The organism is Paraburkholderia caledonica (genome assembly GCF_000383275.1).
GTDB classification, from domain to species: domain Bacteria; phylum Pseudomonadota; class Gammaproteobacteria; order Burkholderiales; family Burkholderiaceae; genus Paraburkholderia; species Paraburkholderia caledonica.
In genome coordinates, this window is record NZ_KB911036.1 from 128,058 (window position 1) to 152,904 (window position 24,847).

General features: G+C 55.7%; 20 protein-coding genes and 2 pseudogenes. 12 read left to right on the plus strand and 10 right to left on the minus strand.

Translation table 11 applies throughout. From position 1 onward, the window contains the following. Window positions 1-160 precede the first annotated feature (160 nt). From gshA to H281_RS0110415, 3 genes are all read right to left on the minus strand, one after another. Complete coding sequence (gene gshA, locus H281_RS0110405; protein WP_013586995.1) at window positions 161-1,450, minus strand: glutamate--cysteine ligase; 1,290 nt, start codon at window positions 1,448-1,450, stop codon at window positions 161-163. Between the two features lie 247 nt (window positions 1,451-1,697). After that, entirely contained in the window at window positions 1,698-3,191 is a 1,494-nt protein-coding gene (locus H281_RS0110410) for an ammonium transporter (protein ID WP_020067051.1), read from the minus strand. A 45-nt stretch (window positions 3,192-3,236) separates the two neighbouring features. After that, window positions 3,237-3,575 carry a P-II family nitrogen regulator gene (locus H281_RS0110415; RefSeq protein ID WP_006048089.1) on the minus strand — a complete coding sequence of 113 codons (339 nt, stop codon included), beginning with the start codon at window positions 3,573-3,575 and terminating at the stop codon, window positions 3,237-3,239. A 466-nt stretch (window positions 3,576-4,041) separates the two neighbouring features. Between H281_RS0110415 and H281_RS0110420 the strand changes: the two genes are divergently transcribed. Both H281_RS0110420 and H281_RS34520 read left to right on the plus strand, forming a co-directional pair. Then, window positions 4,042-4,296, plus strand: a complete 255-nt coding sequence (locus H281_RS0110420) for an accessory factor UbiK family protein (protein WP_020067052.1) — start codon at window positions 4,042-4,044, stop codon at window positions 4,294-4,296. A 126-nt stretch (window positions 4,297-4,422) separates the two neighbouring features. Then, window positions 4,423-5,400: pseudogene (locus H281_RS34520) on the plus strand (YifB family Mg chelatase-like AAA ATPase); the annotation flags it as partial. A 648-nt stretch (window positions 5,401-6,048) separates the two neighbouring features. On the opposite strand, the gene H281_RS34530 reads toward H281_RS34520, so the two are convergent. Beyond that, the gene (locus H281_RS34530; protein ID WP_063828295.1) at window positions 6,049-6,345 is read right to left on the minus strand and encodes a hypothetical protein; all 297 of its coding nucleotides are present in this window, start codon (window positions 6,343-6,345) and stop codon (window positions 6,049-6,051) included. 23 nt (window positions 6,346-6,368) lie between these two features. Next, complete coding sequence (locus tag H281_RS0110440) at window positions 6,369-6,557, minus strand: hypothetical protein (protein WP_020067056.1); 189 nt, start codon at window positions 6,555-6,557, stop codon at window positions 6,369-6,371. A gap of 181 nt (window positions 6,558-6,738) precedes the next feature. On the opposite strand from H281_RS0110440, the gene H281_RS0110445 reads away from it, so the two are divergent. Beyond that, the gene (locus H281_RS0110445; RefSeq protein ID WP_020067057.1) at window positions 6,739-6,984 is read left to right on the plus strand and encodes a helix-turn-helix domain-containing protein; all 246 of its coding nucleotides are present in this window, start codon (window positions 6,739-6,741) and stop codon (window positions 6,982-6,984) included. Window positions 6,985-7,271: 287 nt separating this feature from the next. After that, window positions 7,272-8,480, plus strand: a complete 1,209-nt coding sequence (locus H281_RS35930) for a DUF1036 domain-containing protein (RefSeq protein WP_084690075.1) — start codon at window positions 7,272-7,274, stop codon at window positions 8,478-8,480. A 435-nt stretch (window positions 8,481-8,915) separates the two neighbouring features. On the opposite strand, the gene H281_RS0110460 is transcribed toward H281_RS35930, so the two are convergent. Beyond that, entirely contained in the window at window positions 8,916-9,452 is a 537-nt protein-coding gene (locus H281_RS0110460; RefSeq protein ID WP_020067060.1) for a hypothetical protein, read from the minus strand. After that, window positions 9,449-10,297, minus strand: a complete 849-nt coding sequence (locus H281_RS0110465) for a TIGR04255 family protein (protein WP_164701854.1) — start codon at window positions 10,295-10,297, stop codon at window positions 9,449-9,451. The genes H281_RS0110460 and H281_RS0110465 overlap by 4 nt, the downstream gene beginning before the upstream one ends. Before the next feature lie 964 nt (window positions 10,298-11,261). Here H281_RS0110465 and H281_RS36780 point away from each other — a divergent pair. The 8 genes and pseudogenes from H281_RS36780 to H281_RS0110495 all read left to right on the plus strand — a co-directional run bounded on the left by H281_RS36780 (window position 11,262) and on the right by H281_RS0110495 (window position 20,660). Further along, entirely contained in the window at window positions 11,262-12,392 is a 1,131-nt protein-coding gene (locus H281_RS36780; RefSeq protein ID WP_164701856.1) for a hypothetical protein, read from the plus strand. Continuing rightward, window positions 12,389-14,752 (plus strand): hypothetical protein, encoded by a 2,364-nt coding sequence (locus tag H281_RS36785; RefSeq protein ID WP_164701858.1) that lies wholly within the window; start codon window positions 12,389-12,391, stop codon window positions 14,750-14,752. The genes H281_RS36780 and H281_RS36785 overlap by 4 nt, the downstream gene beginning before the upstream one ends. Window positions 14,753-15,575: 823 nt before the next feature. Next, entirely contained in the window at window positions 15,576-16,226 is a 651-nt protein-coding gene (locus tag H281_RS36790) for a hypothetical protein (protein ID WP_164701860.1), read from the plus strand. Continuing rightward, a complete protein-coding gene (gene dndC / locus H281_RS0110475; RefSeq protein ID WP_033379522.1) occupies window positions 16,226-17,257 on the plus strand; it encodes a DNA phosphorothioation system sulfurtransferase DndC in 1,032 nt (343 codons plus the stop codon). The genes H281_RS36790 and dndC overlap by 1 nt, the downstream gene beginning before the upstream one ends. Before the next feature lie 656 nt (window positions 17,258-17,913). Next, on the plus strand, window positions 17,914-18,264 hold the full coding sequence (gene tnpA, locus H281_RS37635; RefSeq protein ID WP_020067064.1) for an IS66-like element accessory protein TnpA: 351 nt from the start codon (window positions 17,914-17,916) through the stop codon (window positions 18,262-18,264). Then, window positions 18,261-18,551 (plus strand): annotated as a pseudogene (tnpB, locus tag H281_RS37735) (IS66 family insertion sequence element accessory protein TnpB); the annotation flags it as partial. The gene tnpA and the pseudogene tnpB, both read left to right, overlap by 4 nt. Window positions 18,552-18,684: 133 nt before the next feature. Then, complete coding sequence (gene tnpC, locus H281_RS0110490) at window positions 18,685-20,229, plus strand: IS66 family transposase (RefSeq protein ID WP_408735237.1); 1,545 nt, start codon at window positions 18,685-18,687, stop codon at window positions 20,227-20,229. A 71-nt stretch (window positions 20,230-20,300) separates the two neighbouring features. Next, complete coding sequence (locus H281_RS0110495; RefSeq protein WP_164701862.1) at window positions 20,301-20,660, plus strand: hypothetical protein; 360 nt, start codon at window positions 20,301-20,303, stop codon at window positions 20,658-20,660. A gap of 364 nt (window positions 20,661-21,024) precedes the next feature. Here the strand turns inward: H281_RS0110495 and H281_RS34535 are convergent, their stop codons facing one another. The 3 genes from H281_RS34535 to H281_RS34540 form a co-directional block, all read right to left on the minus strand. Next, on the minus strand, window positions 21,025-22,137 hold the full coding sequence (locus H281_RS34535) for a hypothetical protein (protein ID WP_020067067.1): 1,113 nt from the start codon (window positions 22,135-22,137) through the stop codon (window positions 21,025-21,027). A 549-nt stretch (window positions 22,138-22,686) separates the two neighbouring features. After that, on the minus strand, window positions 22,687-23,034 hold the full coding sequence (locus H281_RS36795) for a hypothetical protein (RefSeq protein WP_164701864.1): 348 nt from the start codon (window positions 23,032-23,034) through the stop codon (window positions 22,687-22,689). A gap of 451 nt (window positions 23,035-23,485) precedes the next feature. Continuing rightward, a complete protein-coding gene (locus H281_RS34540; RefSeq protein WP_027804474.1) occupies window positions 23,486-24,841 on the minus strand; it encodes a site-specific integrase in 1,356 nt (451 codons plus the stop codon). Between the last annotated feature and the right edge of the window lie 6 nt (window positions 24,842-24,847).

Genomic DNA, 24,847 nt, shown 5'->3' on the forward strand with positions numbered 1-24,847 from the left:
TCCCGTTGCGCCCTGCTGGGCATGGCGTTGATCGTGTAACTGCGCTTGAAATTGCGCGTGAATTTGCGAGTGAAGTCGAGCGCGAATGTCGTCGGTCAAAACGGCGCGGGCGGCATGCGCGCCGTCGCGCCTCATGCAGGCCGCCCTCGCGCGGCCGAGCTTAAACCTGGATCGCTTCCGGATCGGTCTTTTCCAGCTCGACCGATGCGGCGAGCAGCCCGAGCCGCGCCACCACGCCATACATATAGAAGCGGTTCGGCGGCGCCGCGCCGGGCTTGGCGTGCGCATCGGGCAGCGCCGTGTGCTCGAAACCGAGCGGCACGAAGTGCATGCCCGGCGCGTTCAGATTCTGGTCGCGCTCGCGGCTGCCGTGCACACGGTAGAAACCGCCCACCACGTACCGGTCGATCATATAGACGACCGGCTCCGCCACTTCTTCGCCAATGCGCTCGAACGTGTACACCCCTTCCTGCACGATGACGTCGTGCACTTCCAGGCCGTCTTTCGTAGCCGCCATCTTCGCCCGCTCGCGCTTGGTGAGCGCGGCCACTTCCGACGCGTCGTGCACGGTCATCACGCCCATGCCGTAAGTGCCCGCGTCCGATTTGATGACGACATACGGCTTTTCGGAGATGCCGTACTCGCGGTACTTCTTGGCGATCTTTTTCAGTACGCCGTCGATTGCATCGGCCAGCGCTTCCTCGCCGGTGCGCTCCTGGAAATCCACGCCTTCCACATGTGCGAAGTACGGGTTGATCATCCAGGGATCGATCTCGACCATCTTCGCGAACTTCTTCGCCACGTCGTCATAGCACGAGAAGTGCGTCGATTTGCGGCGAACAGCCCAGCCGGCATGCAACGGCGGCAGCAAATACTGCTCATGCAGATTCTCGAGCACCGGCGGAATGCCGCCCGACAGATCGTTGTTCAGCAGGATCGAGCACGGGTCGAAATTTTTCAGCCCAAGGCGACGCTGCGAGCGCTCGAGCGGTTCGAGCACGAGTTTCTGCCCGTCGGACAGCGCAATGGTGACGGGTCCGTTGATGCTTTCGTCGAGCGTGCCGAAACGCACGTTCAAGCCGGCCTGTCGCATGATCGCAGCCAGCCGGGCGACATTCTCCAGATAAAACGCGTTGCGCGTGTGGCGCTCGGGAATCACGAGCAGGTTCTTGGCGTCCGGGCAGATTTTTTCGATCGACGCCATGGCGGCCTGCACGGCAAGCGGCAGCACTTCCTGGGGCAAATTGTTGAAAGCGCCGGGAAACAGATTGGTGTCGACCGGGGCAAGCTTGAAACCTGCGTTGCGCAGATCGACCGAACAATAGAACGGCGGCGTGTGCTCCTGCCACTCGAGGCGGAACCAGCGTTCGATTGCGGGAGTGGCGTCGAGGATCTTCCGCTCAAGATCGAGCAGCGGGCCGTTTAACGCCGTAACTAGGTGCGGAACCATTGATCACTCGCAGACTGGAGAAAAAAGATTGTAGAGCAAATGCTTTGCCCATTTGGGGACGCTTTCTCCATTCGCAAGCTAGCCAGAATGCATTGTCTCTATCGCAATGATAGACAGGAAAAAGAACTGTTAACAAGATAGCGAGCAAGAAAAAAGCCCGCCATGAAGGCGGGCCGAAGCGCTGTGCTTGTTCGTGCTTGTTCCTGATTCATCGAGCCCGGGAGCACGGGCTCGTCAAGCCACTTCCTTATTCGACGTGTTCGCCGTGCAGGCTGACGTCCAGGCCTTCGCGTTCCTGCTCTTCCGTCACGCGGATACCCATCGTCATGTCGATGATCTTCAGCAGGATGAAGCTCACCACACCGCTGTAGATCAGCGTCGTCAGCACGCCCTTGGCTTGCAGCAGCACGCTGCCGTCGAAGCCGCCGATGTCCTTGACCGCGAACACGCCAGTCAGAAGCGCACCCACGATACCGCCGACGCAGTGCACGCCGAACGCGTCGAGCGAGTCGTCGTAACCGAGCTTGTGCTTGAGCCACGTTGCCGACCAGAAGCAGACCACGCCGGCCACGATACCGATCACGAGCGAGCCGAGCGTACCGACGAAGCCCGAAGCCGGCGTGATCGCCACGAGACCAGCCACCGCGCCCGACACGATACCGAGCACCGAAGGCTTACCCTTGGCCGCCCATTCGGCGAACATCCAGGCGAGTGCCGCGGCTGCCGTTGCTACTTGCGTTGCGAACATCGCGAAGCCGGCACGGCCGTCTGCCGCCACTGCCGAACCCGCGTTGAAGCCGAACCAGCCCACCCACAGCATCGCGCCGCCGATCAGCGTCAGCGTGAGGTTGTGCGGAGCCATTGCTTCCTTGCCGTAGCCGACGCGCTTGCCGAGCACCAGGCAGCACACCAGACCCGCGATACCGGCATTGATGTGCACGACCGTGCCGCCCGCGAAGTCGAGGACGCCTGCGCTAGCCAGCCAGCCGGTCGGTTCCCAGACCATGTGCGCGATCGGCGAGTAGACGATGATCGACCACAGCGCCATGAACACCAGCATCGCCGAAAACTTCATACGGTCTGCGAACGCGCCGGTGATCAGCGCCGGGGTGATGATCGCAAACGTCATCTGATAGACGAAGTAGACCGTTTCCGGGATCGTCGGGGCCAGGTGGCTGACGGTCAGCGTCGTGGCCTTGTCGCCCTTGATGTAGTTCATGCCGGCCATGAAGACGCGTGAGAAGCCGCCGATGAACGAGCCGCCCGGCGTGAACGCGAGGCTGTAGCCCACCACCGTCCAGATGATCGTCACGAGGCAGGTGATCGCGAAGCTCTGCATCAGCGTCGCGAGTACGTTCTTCTTGCGGACCATGCCGCCGTAGAAGAGCGCCAGACCCGGGATCGTCATGAACAGCACGAGCGCGGTGGAGGTCAGCATCCAGGCGGTGTCGCCCGAATTGATCTTCGACGAATCGACCGAGAACGGCGCGGTCGGTGCGGCCGGCGCGGCGTCCGATGCCGCGGGTGCTGCGGCGGCGCTCGCTGCGGGTGCAGCCGATGCGTCAGCCGCGGGTGCCGAAGCTGCGGCGGCGGCCGACGCGTCCGGTGCCGGCGCGCTTGCCGTATCGGAAGTAGCGGCCGAGGCGGCTGCGGGAGCGGACGCGTCGTCCGCGAGCGCGGCGCCGACACCGCCCGCGAGAAGCGAACCGGCCATCAGCAGGGACATCAATAGTTTGCGCATCTTTCGTTTCCTCTTGTCGCTTATCTGTGTCGCTATCTTTTGGTGTTACAGAGCGTCCGCGCCGGTCTCACCGGTGCGAATCCGGATCACCTGCTCGATCGGCGTGACGAAGATCTTGCCGTCGCCGATCTTGCCGGTGCGTGCCGCGCGCTCCAGCGCCTCGATCGCCTGATCGACGATGTCGTCCGAGACAGCGGCCTCGATCTTCACCTTCGGCAGGAAATCGACGACGTATTCAGCGCCGCGATACAGCTCCGTATGGCCCTTCTGACGGCCGAACCCCTTGACCTCTGTGACCGTGATGCCCGAGACGCCGATCGCCGACAAGGCTTCGCGCGCCTCATCGAGCTTGAACGGCTTGATGATTGCGGTGATGAGTTTCATGAAATCCCTCGCTTAGTTGCGTAACCCGTTGCGTAACCCGTTTGCGTAACCTGTTTCTGTAACTCGTTGCAGCCCTGCTTCAGTCCGTCTGCGTTCCGTATGCAGAAGCAAGGCTGGCACTCGTAACCGTCCGCGTGGTCTCGTTCCGCTGCCGGAAAATGGTGCCGGCAGTGCGCGCGGGGCAGTAAAAGCAACTCACATGCCATGTTGTGTCAAACTGCGCCCGCGCGGGCTTTGCGAGCGGCTCGGTCGCTCTTGTCCGAATGGCTAATGCACGCCCCGCCCGGTGGCGCGGTGCAGGGATCGTTGCTAGAGTGTCCGCAGGTTCCGAAACAGGAAGCGCGCACCAAAGGGGCTCACGCCGTCGTGAGTTGAAAAGGCCGGCGCACCAACACAGCGCATCGTCAGATGCGAGGCACAGACGTAATGAAACGCTGCACATTTTTTGTGCACCAAGGGGAACACCATGAAACAACCGAACGATGTTTTCAACGACATTCAGGCGCGCATGAGCGAGCTGTTCAAGAATTCGCCGGCCAAAGACGTCGAACGCAATGTGAAAGCCATGCTTTCGCAGGGCTTCTCCAAGCTCGATCTGGTCACGCGTGAGGAATTCGATACCCAGACACAGGTGCTCGTGCGAACGCGCGCGCGTCTCGAAGAACTGGAGCGTCGAGTCGCAGAACTCGAACAGAAACTTCCGGTCACGCAGACTTCCTGACGCTCGCCGTTCTGGCAGCGCAGTAGCTGCATCTAGCTGCACATCACAGGCAAGCGAGCCGTGACGTCATCAGCGTATTAAGGGGATTGGAGCGCGTTAGTCGCGCACCGTCCGACGGGAGAAAACATGTCGCTTGCCGTGGTGCGCAGTCGCGCGCCGGCCTCTGGCCGCGCGCCCGAAGTAACCGTCGAGGTGCACCTCGCGAACGGGTTGCCATCTTTTTCGATCGTCGGACTTCCCGATCTGGAGGTCCGCGAAAGCCGTGAGCGCGTGCGGGCGGCGCTGCAGAACTGCGGCTTCGACTTTCCCGTGCGGCGCATCACCGTCAATCTTGCACCCGCAGACTTGCCCAAAGAATCCGGCCGCTTCGATCTGCCGATCGCGCTGGGCATTCTCGCGGCAAGCGGCCAGATTCCCGTGGAATCGCTGCTTCATCGTGAGTTCGCCGGCGAGTTGTCATTGACGGGCGCGCTGCGTCCCATGCGCGGCGCTTTCGCGATGGCGTGTGGCACCGCGCGCAGCGCGGCAGCGGGCGACACGTCCGCTGAATGCATGGCCACGCGCGCGCCGCCGCACTGCAATCCGCAACTCTATCTGCCTGCCGCAAGCGCAGCCGAGGCTGCGCTCGTACCCGGCGTAGATGTGTATGGCGCGAGCGATCTGCCGTCGCTGTGCGCTCATCTGGCCGACGCGCCCGAAGCGCGCCTCTATCCGGTCGCCGCACCCGACCTCGCACAGTTCACGCCTGCTGCCGTGCCCGACATGGGCGACGTGATCGGCCAGCGTGGCGCGCGCCGAGCGCTCGAAGTCGCCGCGGCCGGCGGACATCACGTGTTGCTCATCGGGCCGCCGGGGGCCGGCAAATCCATGCTCGCCGCTCGCCTGCCGGGTCTGCTTCCACCCATGACCGACGACGAGGCGCTCAGTTCGGCAGCCTTGCTCTCTGCAAGCCGCACGGGGTTCTCGCCCTCGCAATGGCGCCGACGGCCGTTTCGCGCGCCACATCATTCGTCGAGCGCGGCAGCGTTGGTCGGCGGGCGCAACCCTTCGCAGCCAGGTGAGATCACGCTGGCTCACCTGGGCGTGCTTTTTCTCGACGAGTTGAACGTTATGTGTTTCTGGATTGTCTGTCTTTCTAGTTCTTTTCTGCTTGACGGGGTGCGGGGTCTCCTGTGGATAACTTCGACCGCGTGCTGGGACGTCGGGCAGATCGCAGGTCTACGTCGTTATTCCGGTGACGAAAGCTCAGGAAACGCACCTGTGGTAACTATCAGATAGCTACCGTCTCGCGTAGATTTAAATCTGCAATCCATAACGGGTACGATGCAAAATGTAAACTAAGCTGGCTAGGAGCAGACCATGAGTACCAAGGTAACGTTGGCCCGTCATCCCTCGGATCAGCCCGCTGAGCCGTCTTGGCGCATATACGAAAAAGAATCCGAGACGGGTGTGATTTATCTTGAATTACGGGGCGTCAGTGCAGAGCTACAAACCCACGTAGACGGCGGCGCTGACTTGGTGGTGCGCCTACCTGTTAAAACGGCGAGAGAGCTTGGTCTGTGCATTGACGTCTCAGCCGAGCAGTGGAGGTCCGTCCGCGGAAATGATATGACGTCCCCGTTAGATCAGATACGCGGCACAGTCCTTCGTTACGATGATCCTACCGAGCCGGTCTAAGCGCTCTTTGAGCGCACGCCAGATTCTCGCAGTAGCTCTCCGGCATGAGCGACTAGCATCCACGCAAGTAGCGTTCTAGGGGGCGTCGCGGCCCCGCACCAAAGCCGGCACGGGGTCTTGCGACTCACCGTCGCTATCACTCTGCCCGCCTACGACATGCTCTCCCCGTAAATCGAACCGGACGAGCTGGTGAGTTCCATCAGGAAACAGCTTGATGACCAGATCGGCCGACGTATTTGGATCGTGGTAGTAAATCGGCCTGCCGGCTGCAAGATGGGCTTGTGCAGCTGAACCATCATCGTGGGCGAGTCTATCCAAGAACTCCGCTTCAAATGTACGCTCGTCGAGCGAGTCAAGGTTGGCTTTTTCCATGTCGGCGCGGCTTGGCGGCTTATTCAACGAAGACCGAACTCCTCGTCGTTCTCCAAGTTATCAATCTCGTTCAAAAGTTCAGATATTGCTTCGTTCAGGTGCGTACGGGACACGCGATGATCCACTCTACGGATCAGTACTGACAGGCGCGCGAATTTCTCCTGCGCCTCTTCGTCCGACATCGGATCGATACAAAGTCTACGCTTACGCATTTGCACTCTCCAGCAACGCCGACACGGGCACGAAGGAAGGGCTCGGACACCCACGGAGTCGAGGTAGCGGCCTGAATCCATGTCGCTGCGACACGAAGTGTGACCCTGTCGCGCACTCCGCAGCAGCAAATGGGTCGTAAAAGCCGTGGCCAAAATAGGATGATAGCTCGACCATCCTGGCATGCAAAGGCTATCCGCGAAAATCGACTATGAGGGCCATTTGGCCGCGATAGGAGCGGCATTAAGACGCCACCGCATCCAAAAAGGATTTTCTCAGGAGGGTCTTGCTCTGGCTACCGGGATTGACCGTAGCCACATGGGCAAGATCGAGCGCGGAGAGCGGAATTTAACAATCCTAAATTTAATCCGAATCGCGCACGCGTTGGACAGCACGCCCTCTGAGCTGCTGCAGTCCGCTGGAATGTGACGAGTTGACTGGCCGTACCACACTTTTTGCCGATTCCGACAATTTCATAGCGACAGGCAATCGGAAACCGCGGCCCCGCATCGAACTTTCCGTAGTCAACATAGATCCCACGGTTTCCCAGTGCGACGACGCCACCGCGGCGATCAGAGGGTGCGCCGTAATGCGCTGTGTGCGCTAGCGTACACCCACGCATAGCTCCCCTTGATCCGTGCAAGGTATTTTCTAGGCTAGAAGCCGGCCTCGATCCATTTGCTCGGAGATGCGTCTAGCGACGCTGGGAGCGGGCCATGAATCGCATTTTGCGGCAGTGTCTTTGGGCAGCTATCTCGTTTTTATTTTGCACTAGCGCACATGCCCAACTAATTGTCTGCAACCATACAAGCCAGAAAATCTTCGTCGCTATTCACCACAACGACGGTAACGGATGGCATACCCAAGGTTGGTGGGGAATTTTCCCGTCCAGATGTTCGAACGTGGCTGACTCCCTAGATCACCGATTTGCTTACTATTACTTTGCAAAGCGAGATGACGGGACCGAATGGGCCGGATCGACAACCGCCCCCACAGGATGCGTCTCATCTTCAAGGTTTGACATCCAAAACGACGCGTGTAATGGTGCCGACGATAAACCCGTGCGGGTTCGAGAGATAGCCGTCGGAAACTCGACAAAATATATATTGCGACTTTCCAAGCCCGGCGAGACCGTAGACTTCAGCAACGCAGACAGCCGGGAAAAGGCGTGTCAGCTGCTAACTCAAACGCTAAATAAACCGAAAATGCGTAGTGAAAAAATCCGTCTCGCAAGTTACACAGATATCTTCACGCCGCCACAGACAAAGACTGAGTGCACAAACGTTTACGACACCGGCGTGCCTGACTTATCAACATGCAGCACAAGCGTCGATCCATGCGGCAATCATCAAAGCCTGCCTTTCGGCGGCTGGACATGCTTGCCGAGTTCGGTAACGCGATGCACAAATATCAAAGCCTGCAATACGTGGGCAACATACAAGAAACAAATGCAGTGCGATTTGACCTTTCAGCTGAAACTTCCGGATTTTGTGGAGCGACCCGTTTCTGATTTCATTGATAATTCTTTTCAGGTCATCGAAACGGCGCGCAATGAGGTGGCAACCTCAATCCCGCTGGCTTGCGCGCCAGATGCCGTTCAGCAGGGCGTCCCGACGGACGGCAACGTAGCCGCCGCAATGGGGCGGAGGATAGCCGATGAACTAAAAGAGCGTGCCGTTGCAGCTATTCGCCATGAGGCCGAAGAATGGCTCAAAGAGACGGCTATCGAAACGATCGCATCCTCAATCCCGACAGGCGGAATTGGCGGTGCAGCGGCGTTATCTACCCAGCTTGCGTCGTTTATCTATCGCACTCAGAAGGCACTGAAGCCAATCCTTGATGTAGCAAATGACGTGAAGGACTACGCCGAAGACATCGGCTTCGGAACGAGTTGTGGCTGGGACCGAGACTGGCACCGTTTCTAGCGAAAGCAATCCCCAAGGTAACAGTTTATTCGACCTTAACTGCTGCGACTTGATCAACCTGTTCGCAGTATTCTTTCACGACGTCCAAGAAAGCGCTGCATCGATCCGCGTCAGTCCTCGTGAAATCGCGAGTGAGCGTGTAATCTGCTTGAACGCGGATAGCTTTCATTTTTTTCGCAAACTCCGCCACACTCCGAAGGAGCTCGTCTAGTTCTGGTCTTTTACTGTTTTCAGCCAAACGCTTGAACAACTGTGCATGCAGCCCCCCAACCTTCTTATCTTCCTCTTGCAAGGGAGTACAATATTGACTCGCATAATGGTGACACAGATGATACGCAGCATAATAGATACGGCTAGCACCACATCGGAGCGCAATCTCGGGAGCACTGTCCGTCAATAAGCTGCGGCCAAACTCTGTGAAGTCTTCACACGAATTCATGAGGCGACAAGCTGAGTTTCACGGACATTCAGCGACATATTAAGCGGAATTCGCGTCTCTTTAACCAAGGTGCGGGTCAATTTCAAATCGGCCTTCAACGCCGCATCGAATGTAGCATTAACGAAGAAGCAGACTTGGGCAATATGAAAATCCTCTTCTGGATCAGTCACCATCGTCACCTGCACGTCTGTGACGGGAAGGTTTTCTTGGCGCAGAAAGACCTTCGCTCGTTCAACCAAGCTTATCCCTGTTGACGGGTCCACCCCACTCTGCACGAGAGTGCCAACCATCGCCGGATCATGTGCATTGCCGTGGTCCATCCAAGCCGTCGCAAATGACGTGTCGGTCACCGTGTCCGCCCAAGCAATAATTGAAGGGTTGTCCGGAATTATGCTGTTTGCAATTGGGCCAACGGAGTAGACGCTGCCGAGCGAGTCGAAATCCGGCAGGCTCGTCGTCGGCGCGGCGTAACCAGCAATACTGAGCAGAATTGCACTGGTGGCTATGAGCGACTGGATCGACGTTGACTTCATGGCGCGGCAAAAAGGCTTATTTGGTTTTGGACGGCTTCAGACAACACTTCGCCGAGTAGTTGCTTGTTTCGTTGATGCAACGATGTGAACTGTTGTTCTATCTTAGCTGAGAACGCCTCAACGTCGCCTCCTATAAAAAGCGGCTCAAGCTGAAATGATCGTTGTGCGTGATTCAACGCTGCGGTATAGCGTCCGGTCACAGGATCAGCATTCACGTTCACATTTACGTTGACCAAAACCCTAGGCAGCGCCGCATCTGACGTGTCGAAGTACCCGCAATGGTTATGCCACGCCCCTGATTGCCCCATCAGCCTCTGCGGGATGTACTGAGCTGCCGGATTAAACAACAGCGGCGCAATCGGTTCGCCCTCGGCTGCGGCTATGTTCCACTCATCAAGGTATTGCAATCCAATGGTGGAAACACCTATATGAGGAGAAACTTCGAGCACCTGTCGCAAGACAGGCAGCACGGTTCCGACCGCATCGACCCAGCGGTTGTACTGATGACACGCAACGATGACAGCGTTGGGAGCCAGATTCAGCGCCCACTCTGCCGAACCGTCGGGGGCAATGCGATTGAAGCCCAGCCCGACCAAATCGTTGTTCGGCTTGGCTGTCGGGACCGGACCGTTACCGCTCTGGATCATGATAGAAACGGCCCCCCGCTGCTCTACCTTGACCGGCAGGAAGGCCTTCAGCTTCGCGTCACGTTCGTAGACAGAAACAATCTTCTCCAAGTCACTTGGCGCCAAGTGGGAAGCCAATTCACATACGAAAACAACATTCTTTACAGAATGACTTCCCCGGATTGGGAAAACCGTCGGCTTATTCATGTCTTCGAGCAAATTTCATCGTCCTACGTTCCCGGAGCGGCCGGTTGCCGTGCCGGAAAATACCAGCAACAGCACGGCAAGTCAACGCTTAAGATTTCGACACGATTCTCAAAAACTTTAGCTGGAGGACGCTTCTTCAGAAACGCGCCCCTCCAGTATCGCCCCGTCAAAAAGGAGCCGTGCGTGCGCGCCCGCACATATGACGTGCCGCGCTGCGTGGAATGGCGCAGGGTTCGTCAGGTTTTGCACCGAGTCACAAGGCCGGCCTTCCCGTGCGGCATGAGATTCACGTCTGAGCCGCGCTGGGGACTCGCATTATGTGTATAAGTCGGGACGTCATCGGACAGACACCGTCAGATCCGGCGAAGGCTGCTCAACCATGGAGGCGGCGAAAGGCGGCACCCGACCCGGAGCAGCCCCACGCATTACTTTGAAGAACGTCCTTCATATGCTCGGGAGCGGCCACTCTCGCACAGCCGGAACCGCCAAGTTACCTTGCACATGATCGTTCGCCGTATCGCAACCACGACCACTGCTCAAGAATGAGGTCATATATCCAAAAAATCTGACTGCTACACCGGAATGTTCAAGGAGAAATTCCGAAACGCGGTAAGGCACAAGACGAACGCAATTCTCTTGCCCGCGTTACTTCAAACAATTGGTCGACAGGACTCTGAAGCAGACTGCAGCCACCAGAATGAACGCACAAATCGACCTGTGGGTTGACGCCCGACTTGACATTCCAATCGCTGCTGCTTTTTCCTTGTATGTGTGCGGTTGCGCACAGAGCAAAGCGCATCGGCAATGCATCTTCGATCGCGTCAGCAACTCCTTTAGCACGAACTGGACGGTTCCACTGTTGACAGCATCTGCTTCCGAGATGCCTTGCTCAAACTAGCAGTGAAATATCCGGCGTAAATATCGTTCTTCCCGCAGTCTAAAACATGTAGAACATGTCGGGAGTAACCAAATGCGTATGAACCGGTCCATTGCGATTTTTGGACTCTTATCTGCACTTGCCCAGTACGCCGTAATTATTTTTTTCGTGCTCACGCTAATCTCCCCGGCCTACGCCCAATGGGATGATCAGATCAGAAAGCGCGATTCTGAAGTCTGGCACCTCGGCGCCCCACGATGCATTCTCGCATTGCCTCAGCCAGGAAAACCCACCGTACAAACGGCCTGTCCGGCTGGTGCCACATGTTTTCCAGGCGAAGCGCGACCGCCTCCGTCAGACTCGCCTCCACCGGCCTTGCCCGTCTGTGAGGATGGCGACCTGACATTGTTTAACGCGCTACTTTGCTTCAGCGGCGACGAGGGAGGATGTTCCGCAGTTGCATCTGCGCAGAATGACGTTACCGGTGAATGGTTCCGCTCGCCCCGCCTGCGAACCTACCCTCGGCTAATAAAGGAAAACTCCTTCTCACCCGACATGGCACTGGGGCTACAACTTTGGGCACTCCTTGACCCCAAAATTCGGCGCGTTAACTTCCAATGGTGGCTGAATTGGTTAGGGAGAAATCAACGTTGTGCAGGTGAAGGATGCACGTTACGTATCCCCCGATTCTGCCCGGACGACGACGTCGATGGCGACCCTGACGCCAAACTCGGCTGTACTATGCGACCTGGTGACTTGGCCACTTTGTCAGTAGTCGCAAGCTCGATGAATACAACAATTAATGACGCTAATTTCAAGAATGCGTTGCGTCACTGGCAGTCTGACGCCGTCATGCTTGCGCACTCCTCTGCTTTCACCAACGATCCTGATTATCCACAACATCTAGCCGCAGTAAATATTCTGGTCTTATGGCAGGCGGGCGTGCGTGATCCGCTGCTTGATAAAGCCGCAGCACACCTAGCGTCTGCGCAGCCTCAAAACCCATTTTTCGCATGGCTCGCAGGAAAGCGTTCGCCCGAGGTTGCAGCGATGACTTTGGCCAAGTGTCCTGCTGGTGCCGCAGACCTACCCGACGAATTCAATAGATACGACTGGATTTGGCAACGAGCAGACGACAGTGACGCATGGAAGCACACAATGCTCTGGGATTGCCACTTCATGGCGGGGGTTCTTCTGCAAAATAAGTCGCCGAAAGGAGGAAAAAAATGACGCCGAGAATGCTTTGCTGGTTTCTCCTGTCGCTCGCATGCACATTCAAGCCTGCAATGGCGGATTCCACGTACCAGTCGATAGCGAACGCTATTGATACTGCAGAGGCGCAAGCTTATATCTACCTCGACCGGGGAACATACGTCTCACGTACACAAGACGTTGACGTGACATGGACGATTCCAGGCAACACCGTCGCGCTGGTTAGTTTCCGATACGTGAAAGGAATATTGCAGTCCGCGATTATCGATTTTAAGAAAACACCAACCTACGCAGTATTTCGAACATCGGACGGCACCTGCACTCGTTTCCGACTAGCAAAAGTTATAGTCGGGCCTGGTGGATATATTGATCCAAGTAGCGACGTTAAAATCCAACCCGGAGGCAACTGCTCGCAGCGTCACTCTGGATTCCAAAATAACGTTGGTGCGATATTTGGCCTACAGCCCATCGCGAGAAATTTATTCAAAGGCAAGCCGTTTGCAGCATCCAAATTTTGCAAGCCGGGTGAAATGTCTTGTATTAACGGAAAAACTGACGATTCCATTAGTGACCCAGTCAGCCGAGTTACATTTTTTACTTCCTTAGACAAGAACGACAAGCCGATCACTGAAGCGTTTTTAGTCTCATTGACCGCGGATCAACAGGTTTCGTTGCCCAATGGAAACTTCATTACGATTGGCAATGGCAGCTTGATTCGAATGAACTATGCTGATTACGACACTCGCCAAAAAACTGGCTTAGCAATGCTCGAAAATATAAGCATTAACGCAAAAGGCGGAAATCTTATTTTTGGAAATACAATACTTGCTCTTGCGCCCGCCACCCACGTTTCATTCGAACATATGACCGTAAAGGAAAACGCGGGAAATATCGAAATGACTGACGGATCGATAACCGGGGGCCTCGGAGACGGTTCAATAGTCCAGATCGACTCTTCGAATGGACGTAAGTCATCCATCAGTATTCAAAGTGCAGAACTAGAGCTTCACGGGGTAGCCATCACGTACAAAGGAGGCTCAGGGCAACTTGCCGGCAGCAGCGGCACTTTCGCTCTAATAACAAAAGGCAGTCAGTTTGAATTCAGTGATAATGTTAAAGTCAACTTGCAAAGCGCAAATCTGCGTCTTGCATTGAGCTGTGAAAACGGTGCTCCGGCAGGATGCATACCTTTCGCCTGGGGAACTGATGGCCGAGTAGTCGTAAAAGGGGCGATTGCGGCTGCAACAGTCAAACTAGCTCCAGGCGGATATATCGCACTTCCCAACCAAAACAAACTAACGATCGACAGCGGGGATATGCTAACTGATATTCTACGAATAGATACTGCCGACCAAACAACACCCATAACCGGAGGTTTGCAAAATATCAATTTGCAACTCTCAGCTCAAGACTGGAATCTTGATAAATCGACTAAGCTAAAACTGGGCGTTTTTAGTCTTTCAAGCCAGAACATGGCGATTGATAAGGGTGACAAATCTCCAGTCGGAGAGATGAAGTTCAAGGCTATCTTGACGGACTTGACGGCATCGGGGCTTGGTTCTGTAAGGTTTGTGAGTGGCAGTGGATCAATTGATTTGACGGTCAGACGCGATCTTGGCAGCGATCCAAAGATTGAGGGCGACCTTGGGGGGACGTTCGTAGCTCACGCCGATGCGCCCGAGTCGAGCGCAGCCGCGTCGTTGCGCCTCCACGATATTAAATATCAGTCGGGCTACGGTACTGCGAAACTGGATTTCTCCGTTGACTCCGCGAGTGCCATTTATCGCACACCGGCTGACCAGCGTGAAGAGGGAGTACCCGGAGGAAAATTCAGCATCAGTGCCTACTCCGTGCCGATCGGATTTGCGCTAACTGCGCCAATCGCGCTGAAGGATGTCGATGTTTCCGTCGATGGCGCGACATGGTCGGCCCCGAACATAACAGATGTACCGATTTCAATAAAAATGGCAATTCCAGGCATGCTCGCGGCACAGGCTCAGCATTATACCGGTGGAGGGGTGGTCGGCGGGAATTACGTGGCGGATTCCTGTAAGCCAGACGTGAAAACGGTCGCCGCTGATTATATTATATCTGGCAAAGTTGATATGAAATTTGCGGACAAAAATCGAGCAATCACAACCAAAGATTTCTCGATTAATACATCCATCCAAGCGAATCTGGACCCGTCCGATTGCAAAACAGTTGCTTTTATAAGCTGCGGCATATTAGGATCAATCGTAAATCCCACACTTGGTGTCGCGGCAGCTTTGGCCTGTGGTAAAGCTGTCCAGGATGCACAGAATAAATTTCAAGATGATCTTAGGGACAAAACATATGAATACGTTGGAAAGCTAAATTTTAGTTCGCCAATCAAATAGAACTTAACTTAAATTCTAGTTGTTTTCTATCGAGCATGCATTGCTGAGCGCGTCATTCCAGGCCGTATTGGCGGAAAATGCACAACGACCAACAGACAGTGAGCGCTCAGTTCGTAAAGAGTTAGCGCAGATGGGACGTGTTACCGGGTTTCTGCGCTTGATGCTTCGATCCGAGCTCGACGGCGTTCGCATGGCTGCGGATCTTGGAGATGGCGTAGGAGGCTATACGCCAAACGGTCCGTTGTTGCTCATAAGTCATGACCGCAAAGCACCAAAGATCGGTCGCCCGCTAACGCGGACTGGTTGACTGCTATTGGCCGGTTGGGTGAGGTCGCCAACGTCCGCTTCATGGCGCTCCGGTCCGCAACACGCTCATTCGGCTGACTGACCGCTTTGGAGAGGGTCGTTTGGCCGTAGTGGGTCGTAAGTACGCACTGGCGACTGGCCGTTTCCGGGCAGCGAAATCCCACTGGCCGCTTTCCAGCGATGAGCTTGACGAGCGGACAGACTCAACGCGACCCGTAGCCGACCGTGAGCCTGGGCCCCATCAATGTCGGCTTTTTGAAGTACAGCAGCCAGTCGAGTAGGGTGGCTGTCCTACGTCAATTCGATCTGTGCAGCCGCCGGCACGACAATTCAACTAATGACGCAACAAGGCAGTGACAGGAAGTAAATCTGATGACGGCCAGCGTCCGATCGGTCCATACCGCTCGAAAATACGCTTGAGCAAGAAGGTACCCGCCGTTGCTGTAGGATTACAATCCCGTGGGTGGCTTCAATTGCTTGCTTTCATGTATATTCCAACTTGTAATTTACAGTCAAGATGACAAAAGAGACGCTAAAACTCATAAGGCTACTTGTTCCCGGAATTGTCATATTACTGGTTCTCTATCCAATTTTTTTTGGCTTTTCTGTTGATACACTCCTGCACGTAGATTCGAAAGCCGTTGTCTACATTTTTGCTGCAGTCACGGTTGGGGCTATCTACAGAACTGCCGGACTCCGCAATCGACTGCTTGGTGACACTTGGGATCTAATAAACTCTGACATTACAAATTCGCTTGCGGATGTTGTTAAAAATGAGCTTGATCAATATCAAGATTGGAAACTTCGCAGGAGCAAGATCCTTCTCGATGTTTTTTATCGGCTTATAGATAACGACAAGTCATTGTCGGAAAGAGCAAAAGATGTGTATGAAAATGGAGCTTTCGTAAGTTCATATTGTGACATATCGGCCATTTGCGCTGGTGGATCTGTTTTCTATTGGGCATGTCACTTCATTGTTGGCGCTGCAGCGGATCGAACTCTTGAGTTCTCGGGCTTCTTGTTAGCCATATTTGTTATATTTTATTTTTGCTTTCGTGTTGCCGTTCGCGAACACATCCGCCTTGGTCAACGCCAGACGCAGTATATCGCACGGTTTAAGCGAGATGATCTTCTTAAAGACGTAAAATTGGCTCTCGAAGCACAATAATGAAAAAAATTTATAATAAAAAAATAAATGAAGCGCTCGACTATATATCTAAAGTCTACGTCGAATCAGAACGCCCATGGTATATCGGATTCAGTGGAGGAAAAGATTCTTCCGCAGTTGTAAAATTGGTCTTCCAGGCTTTAAAAGGACTAAATGGGGTAACTTCCCCCGTGTCGATTATTTACTGCGACACCGGGGTCGAAATTCCGACAATTCAGCACCTTGTTTCAACTACGTTAGCTAAGCTCGACGCGGAGGCTAAAGAGTTGAACCTACCAATCAAAAGTATCGCTGTTTCTCCTCCGATTAAAGATCGGTATTTTGTCAAGGTAATCGGGCGAGGATATCCTCCGCCCAGTAACAAGTTTAGGTGGTGCACCGATCGACTGCGAATTAATCCGGTTCGTCATGCGCTCCGAAACGCCAACGTCGACAATGGGTTGCTACTTTTGGGAGTGCGGAATGGCGAAAGCATGGCGCGGGACAGGACAATTCGCCGCCATGCGGCGGACCGAAAAGGTTTTCTACGGCAAACAGGAAATGCAGGTATTCCCATCTTCAGTCCGATCATCGATTTTCACGTTGATGATGTCTGGGAGCTACTCTCAGAACCGGGTCGACCGCTAAGCATCGACTCAGTGAGACTCGCCGAACTCTACAAAGGAGCCAGCGGCGAATGTCCCATAGTCAGGGACCCCAAAGGGGCATCCTGCGGCAAGAGCCGCTTCGGTTGCTGGACTTGCACTGTAGTGCAGCGAGACAGGGCGGTCGAAAACCTGGTGCAGTTGAACGAGCATAAGAGCCTTCAGCCCTTGCTATATTTTCGAAATTGGCTTCAGGCGATTCGAGACGACCCTTTGAGGCGCGAAAAGCGTCGCCGGAATGGAAACGAGGGTCTTGGTCCATTCACATTGAAGGCACGGAAGGAAATCCTTGAAAGGCTACTGGATGCGCAGCGAGCCACAAAATGGAAGTTGATCTCCCCGGCGGAGATCGCCGCGATAGAAGATCTCTGGGCACTCGATCGTTAAATCGGCGAGCGATAACTGCTAAGGCCTTCTTGCGTTTCACGTCTCCGGGCGCTAAATCGGCGCTTATATGCCGTTTTTGCTGACTGTTATGTATCGCGTAGTGTGCGACCGTTTGCTGGGGAAAACGGCCGCTTCATTGTCCGAATTACGAAGGAGTCAAACGACGGTTTGTGGCCGAGGCCGTGTCAAAACTCAAAACCACTAGGTTTTCAGGGGTCGCTTTACCCTTCCCGAGGTGCCGATAGGCCCATATAGAGCGTTCTGACAAGCCTCTTTTGCGCTGAGCCGAAGCAGCTTGCGTTTTGACACGGCCTCGGCCAATCAGCGTCTCATGCAAGCAGCATACGAATGCGCGGCAACGACGACGAAGATAAAAATATTTTCCCGGCGCTCTGTAAATAAGCCCTCCTTTACCGATAACCAATGAATTGGCCGTCTACGACCGGCAGCGGGGTCGCTGCGAGCGCCAGATTCGCGGGCGTTGCCGCGTTCATTTTTAAGTGCATCAAGGGAAGCACACATGTATTTGTTCAAGGAAGGGCGCAAGCACTACCTCGATTTCCTCAGGAATAGTAAGCGTTGCTTCACCACCGTCTGTTCATAGGTGCGCTCAATCGGCAACCTAGTTCCCACCAGATCAAGTGGGAACCAGAACGATGGAAACGAAGGCGGTAGGCCGACGACTGGGATCCAAGAACTACTCGAAGGCATTCCGGGCGATGATCGTAGCGCAATCAAACGATCCGGCCCGTTCGATCGCGGACGTAGCACAGGAGCACGGTTTGAACGCCAACATGATCGCGCGCTGGCGTCGTGCTCATGAGCGCGCTCAATCGATTACGCAAGCTCAGCCCACTGAGACGTTCATTCCTGTGCATTTGCCGGTGCCAGCACAATTGCCATCGAGTATCGTCGTCGAGTGTGGCGCCGTGCGAGTCCGCTTCGATGGACCACCTGACCTGAGCGCGCTTCGGACGGTACTGGCAACGTTGCGGTCGTCGTCGTGATTGGCCTCCCGTCAGGAACGCGCGTCTGGCTGGCTGCCGGTGTAACTGATATGCGGGCCGGGTTCAACAGTCTCGCGGCCAAGGTGCAGACCGTGCTTGAGCGAGATCCGTTCTGCGGGCACGTCTTTGTGTTTCGTGGCAAGCGCGGCGACCTGCTCAAGGTGCTGTGGTGGAGTGGCGATGGCATGTGCCTGCTGATGAAGCGACTCGAGAAGGGGCGCTTCGTATGGCCTCAAGCCGACGGTGGCGTTATTTGCCTGAGCCCGGCGCAACTATCGATGCTGCTGGAAGGCATCGCTGGCGGCAACCGACGAGAACGGCACGGCCGACCTCAGCGTTGTAAACGTCGTTGCTGGCGCGTAAACTGCCTGCATGACGCGCGCGAACCCACTTCCCGACGATGTCGAAACGCTGAAGGCCATGCTGCTCAGCCGGGAGGCGGCGCTTCGCGAGCGCGACGCTCAGGTGCTCAAACTGCAGGAAACGGTCGACTCGCAACAAGCCGCGTTGGCTTCGCGCGCAGCCGAAGTCGAACACCTGAAGCTGCTCATTGCCAAGCTGCGCCGTATGCAGTTCGGTCGCAAGTCGGAGAAGCTGGACCGTCAGATCGAGCAACTCGAGCTGCGTCTCGAAGAGCTTAAGGCCGACGAAGGCGCGACACCGGTCGAAATCCCGAACACGCCGCGCACGGCTGTGGAACACGCACCGCGCAAGCCACTGCCCGATCATCTGCCGCGAGAGATCCAAACGCACTTGCCCGAGTCCGCCGGGAAGTGCACGCATTGCGGTGGCCTGATGAAGTCGCTGGGCGAAGACGTCGCCGAACAACTTGAGTACGTACCGGCCAGCTTCCGGGTCATCCGTCATGTACGCCCGAAGTTTGCCTGCGTGCGTTGTGACCACATCGCTCAGGCGCCTGCAGCGAGCCGCCCCATCGAACGCGGTCTCGCCGGCCCGGGGCTGCTGGCGCACGTGCTGGTCTCGAAGTTCGCGGACCACATACCGCTTTACCGGCAGTCAGTCATGTACGCGCGAGAAGGCGTCGAGCTTGACCGCTCGCTGCTTGCGAAGTGGGTCGGTCACGCGGCGACGCTGCTGCAGCCGCTCGTTGAAACACTGCGTCGTCACGTGATGTCGGCGACGAAACTGCACGCCGACGACACGCCGGTTCCAGTGCTTACTCCGGGCAACGGCAAGACGAAGACGGGTCGCTTGTGGGTGTACGTGCGCGATGATCGTGCGTCAGCCGACATCACACCACCGGCGGTGTGGTTCGCCTATACGCCGGATCGCAAGGGTATCCATCCGCAGCAGCACCTCGGGTCGTTCAACGGTACGCTGCAAGCCGATGCATACGGTGGCTACCAGGCCATCTACGAAACCGGGCGCGTCACGGAGGCAGCTTGCTGGGCGCACGCCCGACGCCAGTTCTATGAATTGCACGCAGCGCGCCCCAATGCGTTGAACACCGAAGCGCTCGAGCGTATCGGCGCGCTATACCGGATTGAAGCAACGATCAGGGGCAAACCGCCCGACGAGCGCCGCGCCTATCGCCAGAAGCACGCGCGGCCGTTACTTGACCGATTCCATGCGTGGCTCACGACGACGCTCGAAACACTCTCGCGCAAATCTGACACGAGTCAGGCGATCCTCTATGCGTTGAACAGATGGGAAGCGTTCACACGCTACTGCGATGATGGCCAGCTCGAAATCGATAACCTGCCAGTTGAGCGCGCGCTACGCGGGGTGGCCATCGGTCGCCGCAATTATCTGTTCGCTGGAGCAGACTCTGGCGGCGAACGTGCCGCCGCCATCTACAGCCTGGTTGGCACCGCAAAACTCAATGGCATCGATCCTGAGGCGTATCTGCGCTTCGTGCTCGCACGCATCGCCGATCATGCGATCAATCGCATTGACGAACTCACACCGTGGGCCGTCGCCGATCAGCTCCGCAGCCCAGCCTGACAATCACGATCCCCCGTCAAGACGTCGCTGCTGCCACGCTTACCAGGAATATCACCCCGCAGGCGCTGCTCGTGTTCATTGGCGCGGTTTTTGTGCACGGCGGATTGCACGGGCAGCCGACACTGGAGAAGATCGCTATCGGCGTCGTCCTCTGGGGCATGGCGGCCTTTGCGGCGTGGTGCAGTGTCAGTCTCTTCTTCGAGCCGCTCAAGGAAGGCCACGTCAAACTCGGAAAGGAGCGGGCGCGGGCGGCTTACCCCGATATTGAAGGCAGTCGAGCAATGCGTCTTAAGCAATCAGCGAAACGCTGGTGGCACCTGACGCCCCTGGTGGCCGAACTCGTCGTAGTGATGCTGATCATTGAGGCCACGTGTGTTGTGGCGGCCATCTCTGGCGGCTTCAGTGCGGTGAGCGCCCTGCATCTCACCTAACGACACGCCGCAGCTGCTTCCGTAGACCACAATAATTGTGTCACCGCCTTTGATCCGGAAACGCCAGTCAAGCCTGATCGCGGTATCTCTTGTTTCAGCGACATCGCTTCTCGCGCCTTTATGATGTCGCTCAGGTGAGGAAGTTTCTTGCCCAAGGCGAAGCAGACGTTCGAATGTCCATGTGCAAGCCAGCGCAAACGTCCGCAAATGGCCGGGTTGAGGCACCGCCACCGGCAATTTGCTCGCCCGAAACCGGCCATTGAGCGGCGGCTGCCGAGACCTTGGTTATTCAGACCGGCGGCTTTGGTCAACAGCTTGCCGAAGTTTTCGGTGCGGCCGGGCCGATTGATTGAAAGGAAGGCTTTTATGGTCCCTCGGTATCATCTCCGCCCACCTGAAAAGCCGGGTTTGGCTGCAACACGAAGCGCCAGAGCGGCAAGGTGTCGCTTTTGTAATCTTCTGGAATATAGAGTGCGAACTCGGCCGGATCTGCCGCGACATCGAGTGCGATCGGGCGCCTATCCTTGACCGTCATTTCGCCATAAGCGGAGGTCACCAGGGAACTGAGGCTACCAATTCCCTCGAAATGCTGTCCTTCGTGCGATGTCTCCGGCCGCGCTGTAATGACAATGCCGAGCAGCTTTCCATCTTCAACGATGGCCTCACTGGTGTCCGGCCACTTCCCTGATCGCATCAGCCTAAAGGCGATCGCCTGCTCGGCACGATCGACAATTTCTTTACCCGCGCAAAACAATTTGGCGCTGCGGATGATGAACTGCGTCCGGCCACGCTTATCGACCGTGTGCGCCTCCGCAGGATCAGCCAGTAATTCGATTTTTAGCTCCGGCAAGGTTGCAATCATCACATCCCCGATCAAGGACATCTCGTTCCTCGCCATAGCGATCGGGAAGGTAATGATGAGGTCGTCGTCCTTTTCCTGGAGCGACTGCCGTGACAATAGGCACCAGATGCGCCAGCTTGAGAAAAAGACAGCGAACTTCAATGACGCTCCGTTCATGTCCGCGTATCGATCCAGCTGGTCGACATAGTCGCGCTTTACCGAGAACGGCCGCTCCATCCCATCGCCGTGACAATTTTTGACCTCGACAAGGAGCTGGCTCCGATCCCTAAGCACTAGCCGGTAATCAGGGATCTTCACCTCCCCGTCAGCCACAAAGATATCGCCGGCATCTTCTGCCTTCACCATCAGGCACTTTCCTAGCGCACCGGCTACATGTGCGAACAGCGCCTCGACACGCTTTCCATGCAACATATTGAGGTTGGCCTGGCCAGCCTTCAGCGACTTCTCGACAGCTTTAATAAAGTGCTGGTAATGAGCCTCGCTGCCTAATTGATAACCTGCTTCCCGGCCGATGGCGGTGTAAAGATTGAGGGGTTCGAATTTACCGGGGTTTCGCGCGATCCGTTTCATTTCTAGATCTTCACCCTTCTTAATGATCGCCGAGGCGTCAATCATAAGGGCCCCATCCCATGATAGCTGGGCCCTTGGCAGACATCTCCGCGCACGGCCATCGGCGTCCCGTAGCCGTCATCGCAATGCCGAAATTGTCGACGATTCTCATAGGGACGTCGACCGCCCGTTGTTGGCCGAAGTGAGCCCGGCGACTGACACCGTCTGTCAAATCAAGTCCAGACGTCTACACATTTATGGTCTGTCGGCTTGTGAAAATTGCTTTGCAACAGAAGCGACACTCGCTCGATCAGATAGCTCACAGAACGACTTTGCGCCACGATGCGTGCGCTGTCATCAGGCTGAGATCGCCCCCTAGTGCGCCCACTGCGTAAGCTTTCGATAAGGTGAGCGACGCTCACGGAGCGTACACAAGTGTACCAAATACATCGAATACGATGGCGCTAAGCGAGTATGGACTCCTCGATTGCTTAGACTAACTTAAGACCAGTGATATTGGGATCGCGCCTATTATCCTTCAACTCTTGATCGCGTCAACGACGAGCACCCCTCTTCGATCCGGTCAGATCGACATTGCTATCGACTAACTCGACCCTATGTGGACTTCGCTTTAGTCCTCGGCGTGCATCTGGCACGCATCGACTTGAGTTCAAGTTGCAGTTCGAGGCAAAGATACAACAGCGCTCGGTTTGTCGCCTCAATATCAGGTTTCTGCTCTGCCCTATTGACCGTCGTTTTGCTTTCAGCACCCGAAGCTCGAACGTCATGCAATAGCTCTTCGATCAAGGGGCGGTGATGAGCATACAGCCCGGCGCGGCTGACCCCGGCCAAGCGACACACCTCGCTGATTGAAACTTTAATGGCCGGGTCAGAACAGCGCTTGGCGTGCACGGCTGCGCGTACTCGATCCTCGACGCTTAACGTTGGCACTTTTCTCGTCATAATTTGTCTCGCGCGCTACCGATTGTATGCAACGAGCGTTCGTTTAGGCCTCTCAAAATACGGGCGCTGTTCTCTCGTCTCCTACTGATCCATTCGATTGCTTGTTCGGACAGTGCGGTACATTTCAGAAACTCGTCGTCTCGATCAATTCTAGCTTCCCACCATGCTCTGTGTTTTTCAGTCGCCGCGAAGTTGGGACATCCAGAACAGATGTCCGGTGATCGTCGCGCTTCGTTCGGGCCGTGAGCATCGCCACGACAGGACGATAAGGCTTGAGAATAGATACAGTATCCCCAATCACAGGGCGCCAATTGAACCCCTTGTTCGATTAGCTTATCAACCAAGCTGTTCAGCCCGGTCTTACCGCGAAATTTCTGGTCCAAAGAATCGATCATAGCTCGCATGGAAGCGCCAGCTCGCCCCCCCACATAAGACGCACTTAGCAGATCCATCAATCCTTTAGCGAGATCACTTCGAGCCTCTTCATCGAGCAACTTTTGAAGCTCCATGTCACTACCAACATAGTAGCCATCTGTAACCGCTCGGTGAATGTGTCCAAATGATATGACAGTGATTCGAGGGCACGTTTGTCGCGCGCAACAACGAAGCGCGCGAAGGTTTTTCGAGCCATATGAGGATGCAGGTGCTGCACAACCGATCCTGCTCTACGACGGTTGCTCGAGAAAAGTTGCATACGCTGCGCTATCACTCCCCTAGGGGCTCGAGTCGCCCCCTTGCCCAGCGCCGCAAGACCATGGGGATGATTTATAACGAGCGCCTTGAGTTTATGCACTTCACGTACTTCCGAGAACGCACGTTCAAAATAATTTATCGCTTGAACGACCGGTTCACAGGTAATCCAAGTACGCTCCCGCCCCCCCTGTTTGGCAGCGACGCCATGAAGCTTCACGATCTCATTTCCGTCCTCGCCGGAATATGCCTTTAAGCATCCAGAATCAAGCCTGATCAGCTCGCTAACCCGCATTCCTTCCAAGAACAGCAGTATCACGTAGCATGCTCCATCGGTCATGCTCATCGCTTTCTGAAGCGTTAGATACGTGCGACTATCTTTCTTGGCGATTTGCTCACTCAATTGCTCGTATTCTGCTTCCTGCGCGACTTCTTTGTAAAAGTTCAAGATTCGCCTATGTTTCGCCCGCTTGCAGATTGCCACCGCGCACTGCTCTAATCGCCACCGCCGATGTCGAACAGCGAGGAGATACTCGCCATGTGACTCTACCCAACTGATTGCGTCGCCGATCAACGATAGTGCCGCAGGTTCGTCTAATGCCTTCCATGAAGATGTGGGTCTCCGACGGCGCTGTAACGCCTCTATTTCGAGCGAAGCCGGGTTGACGCGTAAGCCGCTACTGTATTGGTCCCTCAGCTCCCACATTTCTTGAAGTTGCCTGACGCGGAAATAGAGAGTCTGCTGCGACACGCCTCCCGCACCATCGTGACGAGTGGAGGCATGTTCAATGTAATCAGCAACATCATTTGCGCTCAGAGCGGAAAATCTCCAGATGTCTCGCTGAAGCATCCATAGAACTAGACGACGTAGGCCAAGCGTCCAGTTAAGTATCGTCGCATGGGAAAGTATCTCGCCGTTTGACTGCCGCGGTGCCTCTATCATGGCCCCAAGCAGACTTTTGATGCTGCTTAACAGATATGCGCGTTGATGCTTGGTTCCGCAGCCCTTTGGCAAGAAATCCTTCCAGCAGATACTCGCAACCTTGTTTCCATATAGACCGTCTACCGACAGATACCATCGGCTTCGGTTTTTTCGAACAACCACTGCTTCGAGCATTGCGCC

Excerpts from the sequence above, each read along its gene's own strand:
- H281_RS0110440 (WP_020067056.1), bottom strand. The coding sequence starts at position 6,557 with ATGCGTAAGCGTAGACTTTGTATCGATCCGATGTCGGACGAAGAGGCG.
- H281_RS0110460 (WP_020067060.1), bottom strand. The coding sequence starts at position 9,452 with ATGAAGTCAACGTCGATCCAGTCGCTCATAGCCACCAGTGCAATTCTG.
- H281_RS34530 (WP_063828295.1), bottom strand. The coding sequence starts at position 6,345 with ATGGAAAAAGCCAACCTTGACTCGCTCGACGAGCGTACATTTGAAGCG.
- H281_RS36790 (WP_164701860.1), top strand. The coding sequence starts at position 15,576 with ATGACAAAAGAGACGCTAAAACTCATAAGGCTACTTGTTCCCGGAATT.
- tnpC (WP_408735237.1), top strand. The coding sequence starts at position 18,685 with ATGCTGCTCAGCCGGGAGGCGGCGCTTCGCGAGCGCGACGCTCAGGTG.
- gshA (WP_013586995.1), bottom strand. The coding sequence starts at position 1,450 with ATGGTTCCGCACCTAGTTACGGCGTTAAACGGCCCGCTGCTCGATCTT.
- dndC (WP_033379522.1), top strand. The coding sequence starts at position 16,226 with ATGAAAAAAATTTATAATAAAAAAATAAATGAAGCGCTCGACTATATA.
- H281_RS0110420 (WP_020067052.1), top strand. The coding sequence starts at position 4,042 with ATGAAACAACCGAACGATGTTTTCAACGACATTCAGGCGCGCATGAGC.
- H281_RS34535 (WP_020067067.1), bottom strand. The coding sequence starts at position 22,137 with ATGATTGACGCCTCGGCGATCATTAAGAAGGGTGAAGATCTAGAAATG.
- H281_RS36785 (WP_164701858.1), top strand. The coding sequence starts at position 12,389 with ATGACGCCGAGAATGCTTTGCTGGTTTCTCCTGTCGCTCGCATGCACA.
- H281_RS34540 (WP_027804474.1), bottom strand. The coding sequence starts at position 24,841 with ATGCTCGAAGCAGTGGTTGTTCGAAAAAACCGAAGCCGATGGTATCTG.
- tnpA (WP_020067064.1), top strand. The coding sequence starts at position 17,914 with ATGGAAACGAAGGCGGTAGGCCGACGACTGGGATCCAAGAACTACTCG.
- H281_RS0110415 (WP_006048089.1), bottom strand. The coding sequence starts at position 3,575 with ATGAAACTCATCACCGCAATCATCAAGCCGTTCAAGCTCGATGAGGCG.
- H281_RS0110410 (WP_020067051.1), bottom strand. The coding sequence starts at position 3,191 with ATGCGCAAACTATTGATGTCCCTGCTGATGGCCGGTTCGCTTCTCGCG.
- H281_RS36795 (WP_164701864.1), bottom strand. The coding sequence starts at position 23,034 with ATGACGAGAAAAGTGCCAACGTTAAGCGTCGAGGATCGAGTACGCGCA.
- H281_RS0110445 (WP_020067057.1), top strand. The coding sequence starts at position 6,739 with ATGCAAAGGCTATCCGCGAAAATCGACTATGAGGGCCATTTGGCCGCG.
- H281_RS35930 (WP_084690075.1), top strand. The coding sequence starts at position 7,272 with ATGAATCGCATTTTGCGGCAGTGTCTTTGGGCAGCTATCTCGTTTTTA.
- H281_RS36780 (WP_164701856.1), top strand. The coding sequence starts at position 11,262 with ATGAACCGGTCCATTGCGATTTTTGGACTCTTATCTGCACTTGCCCAG.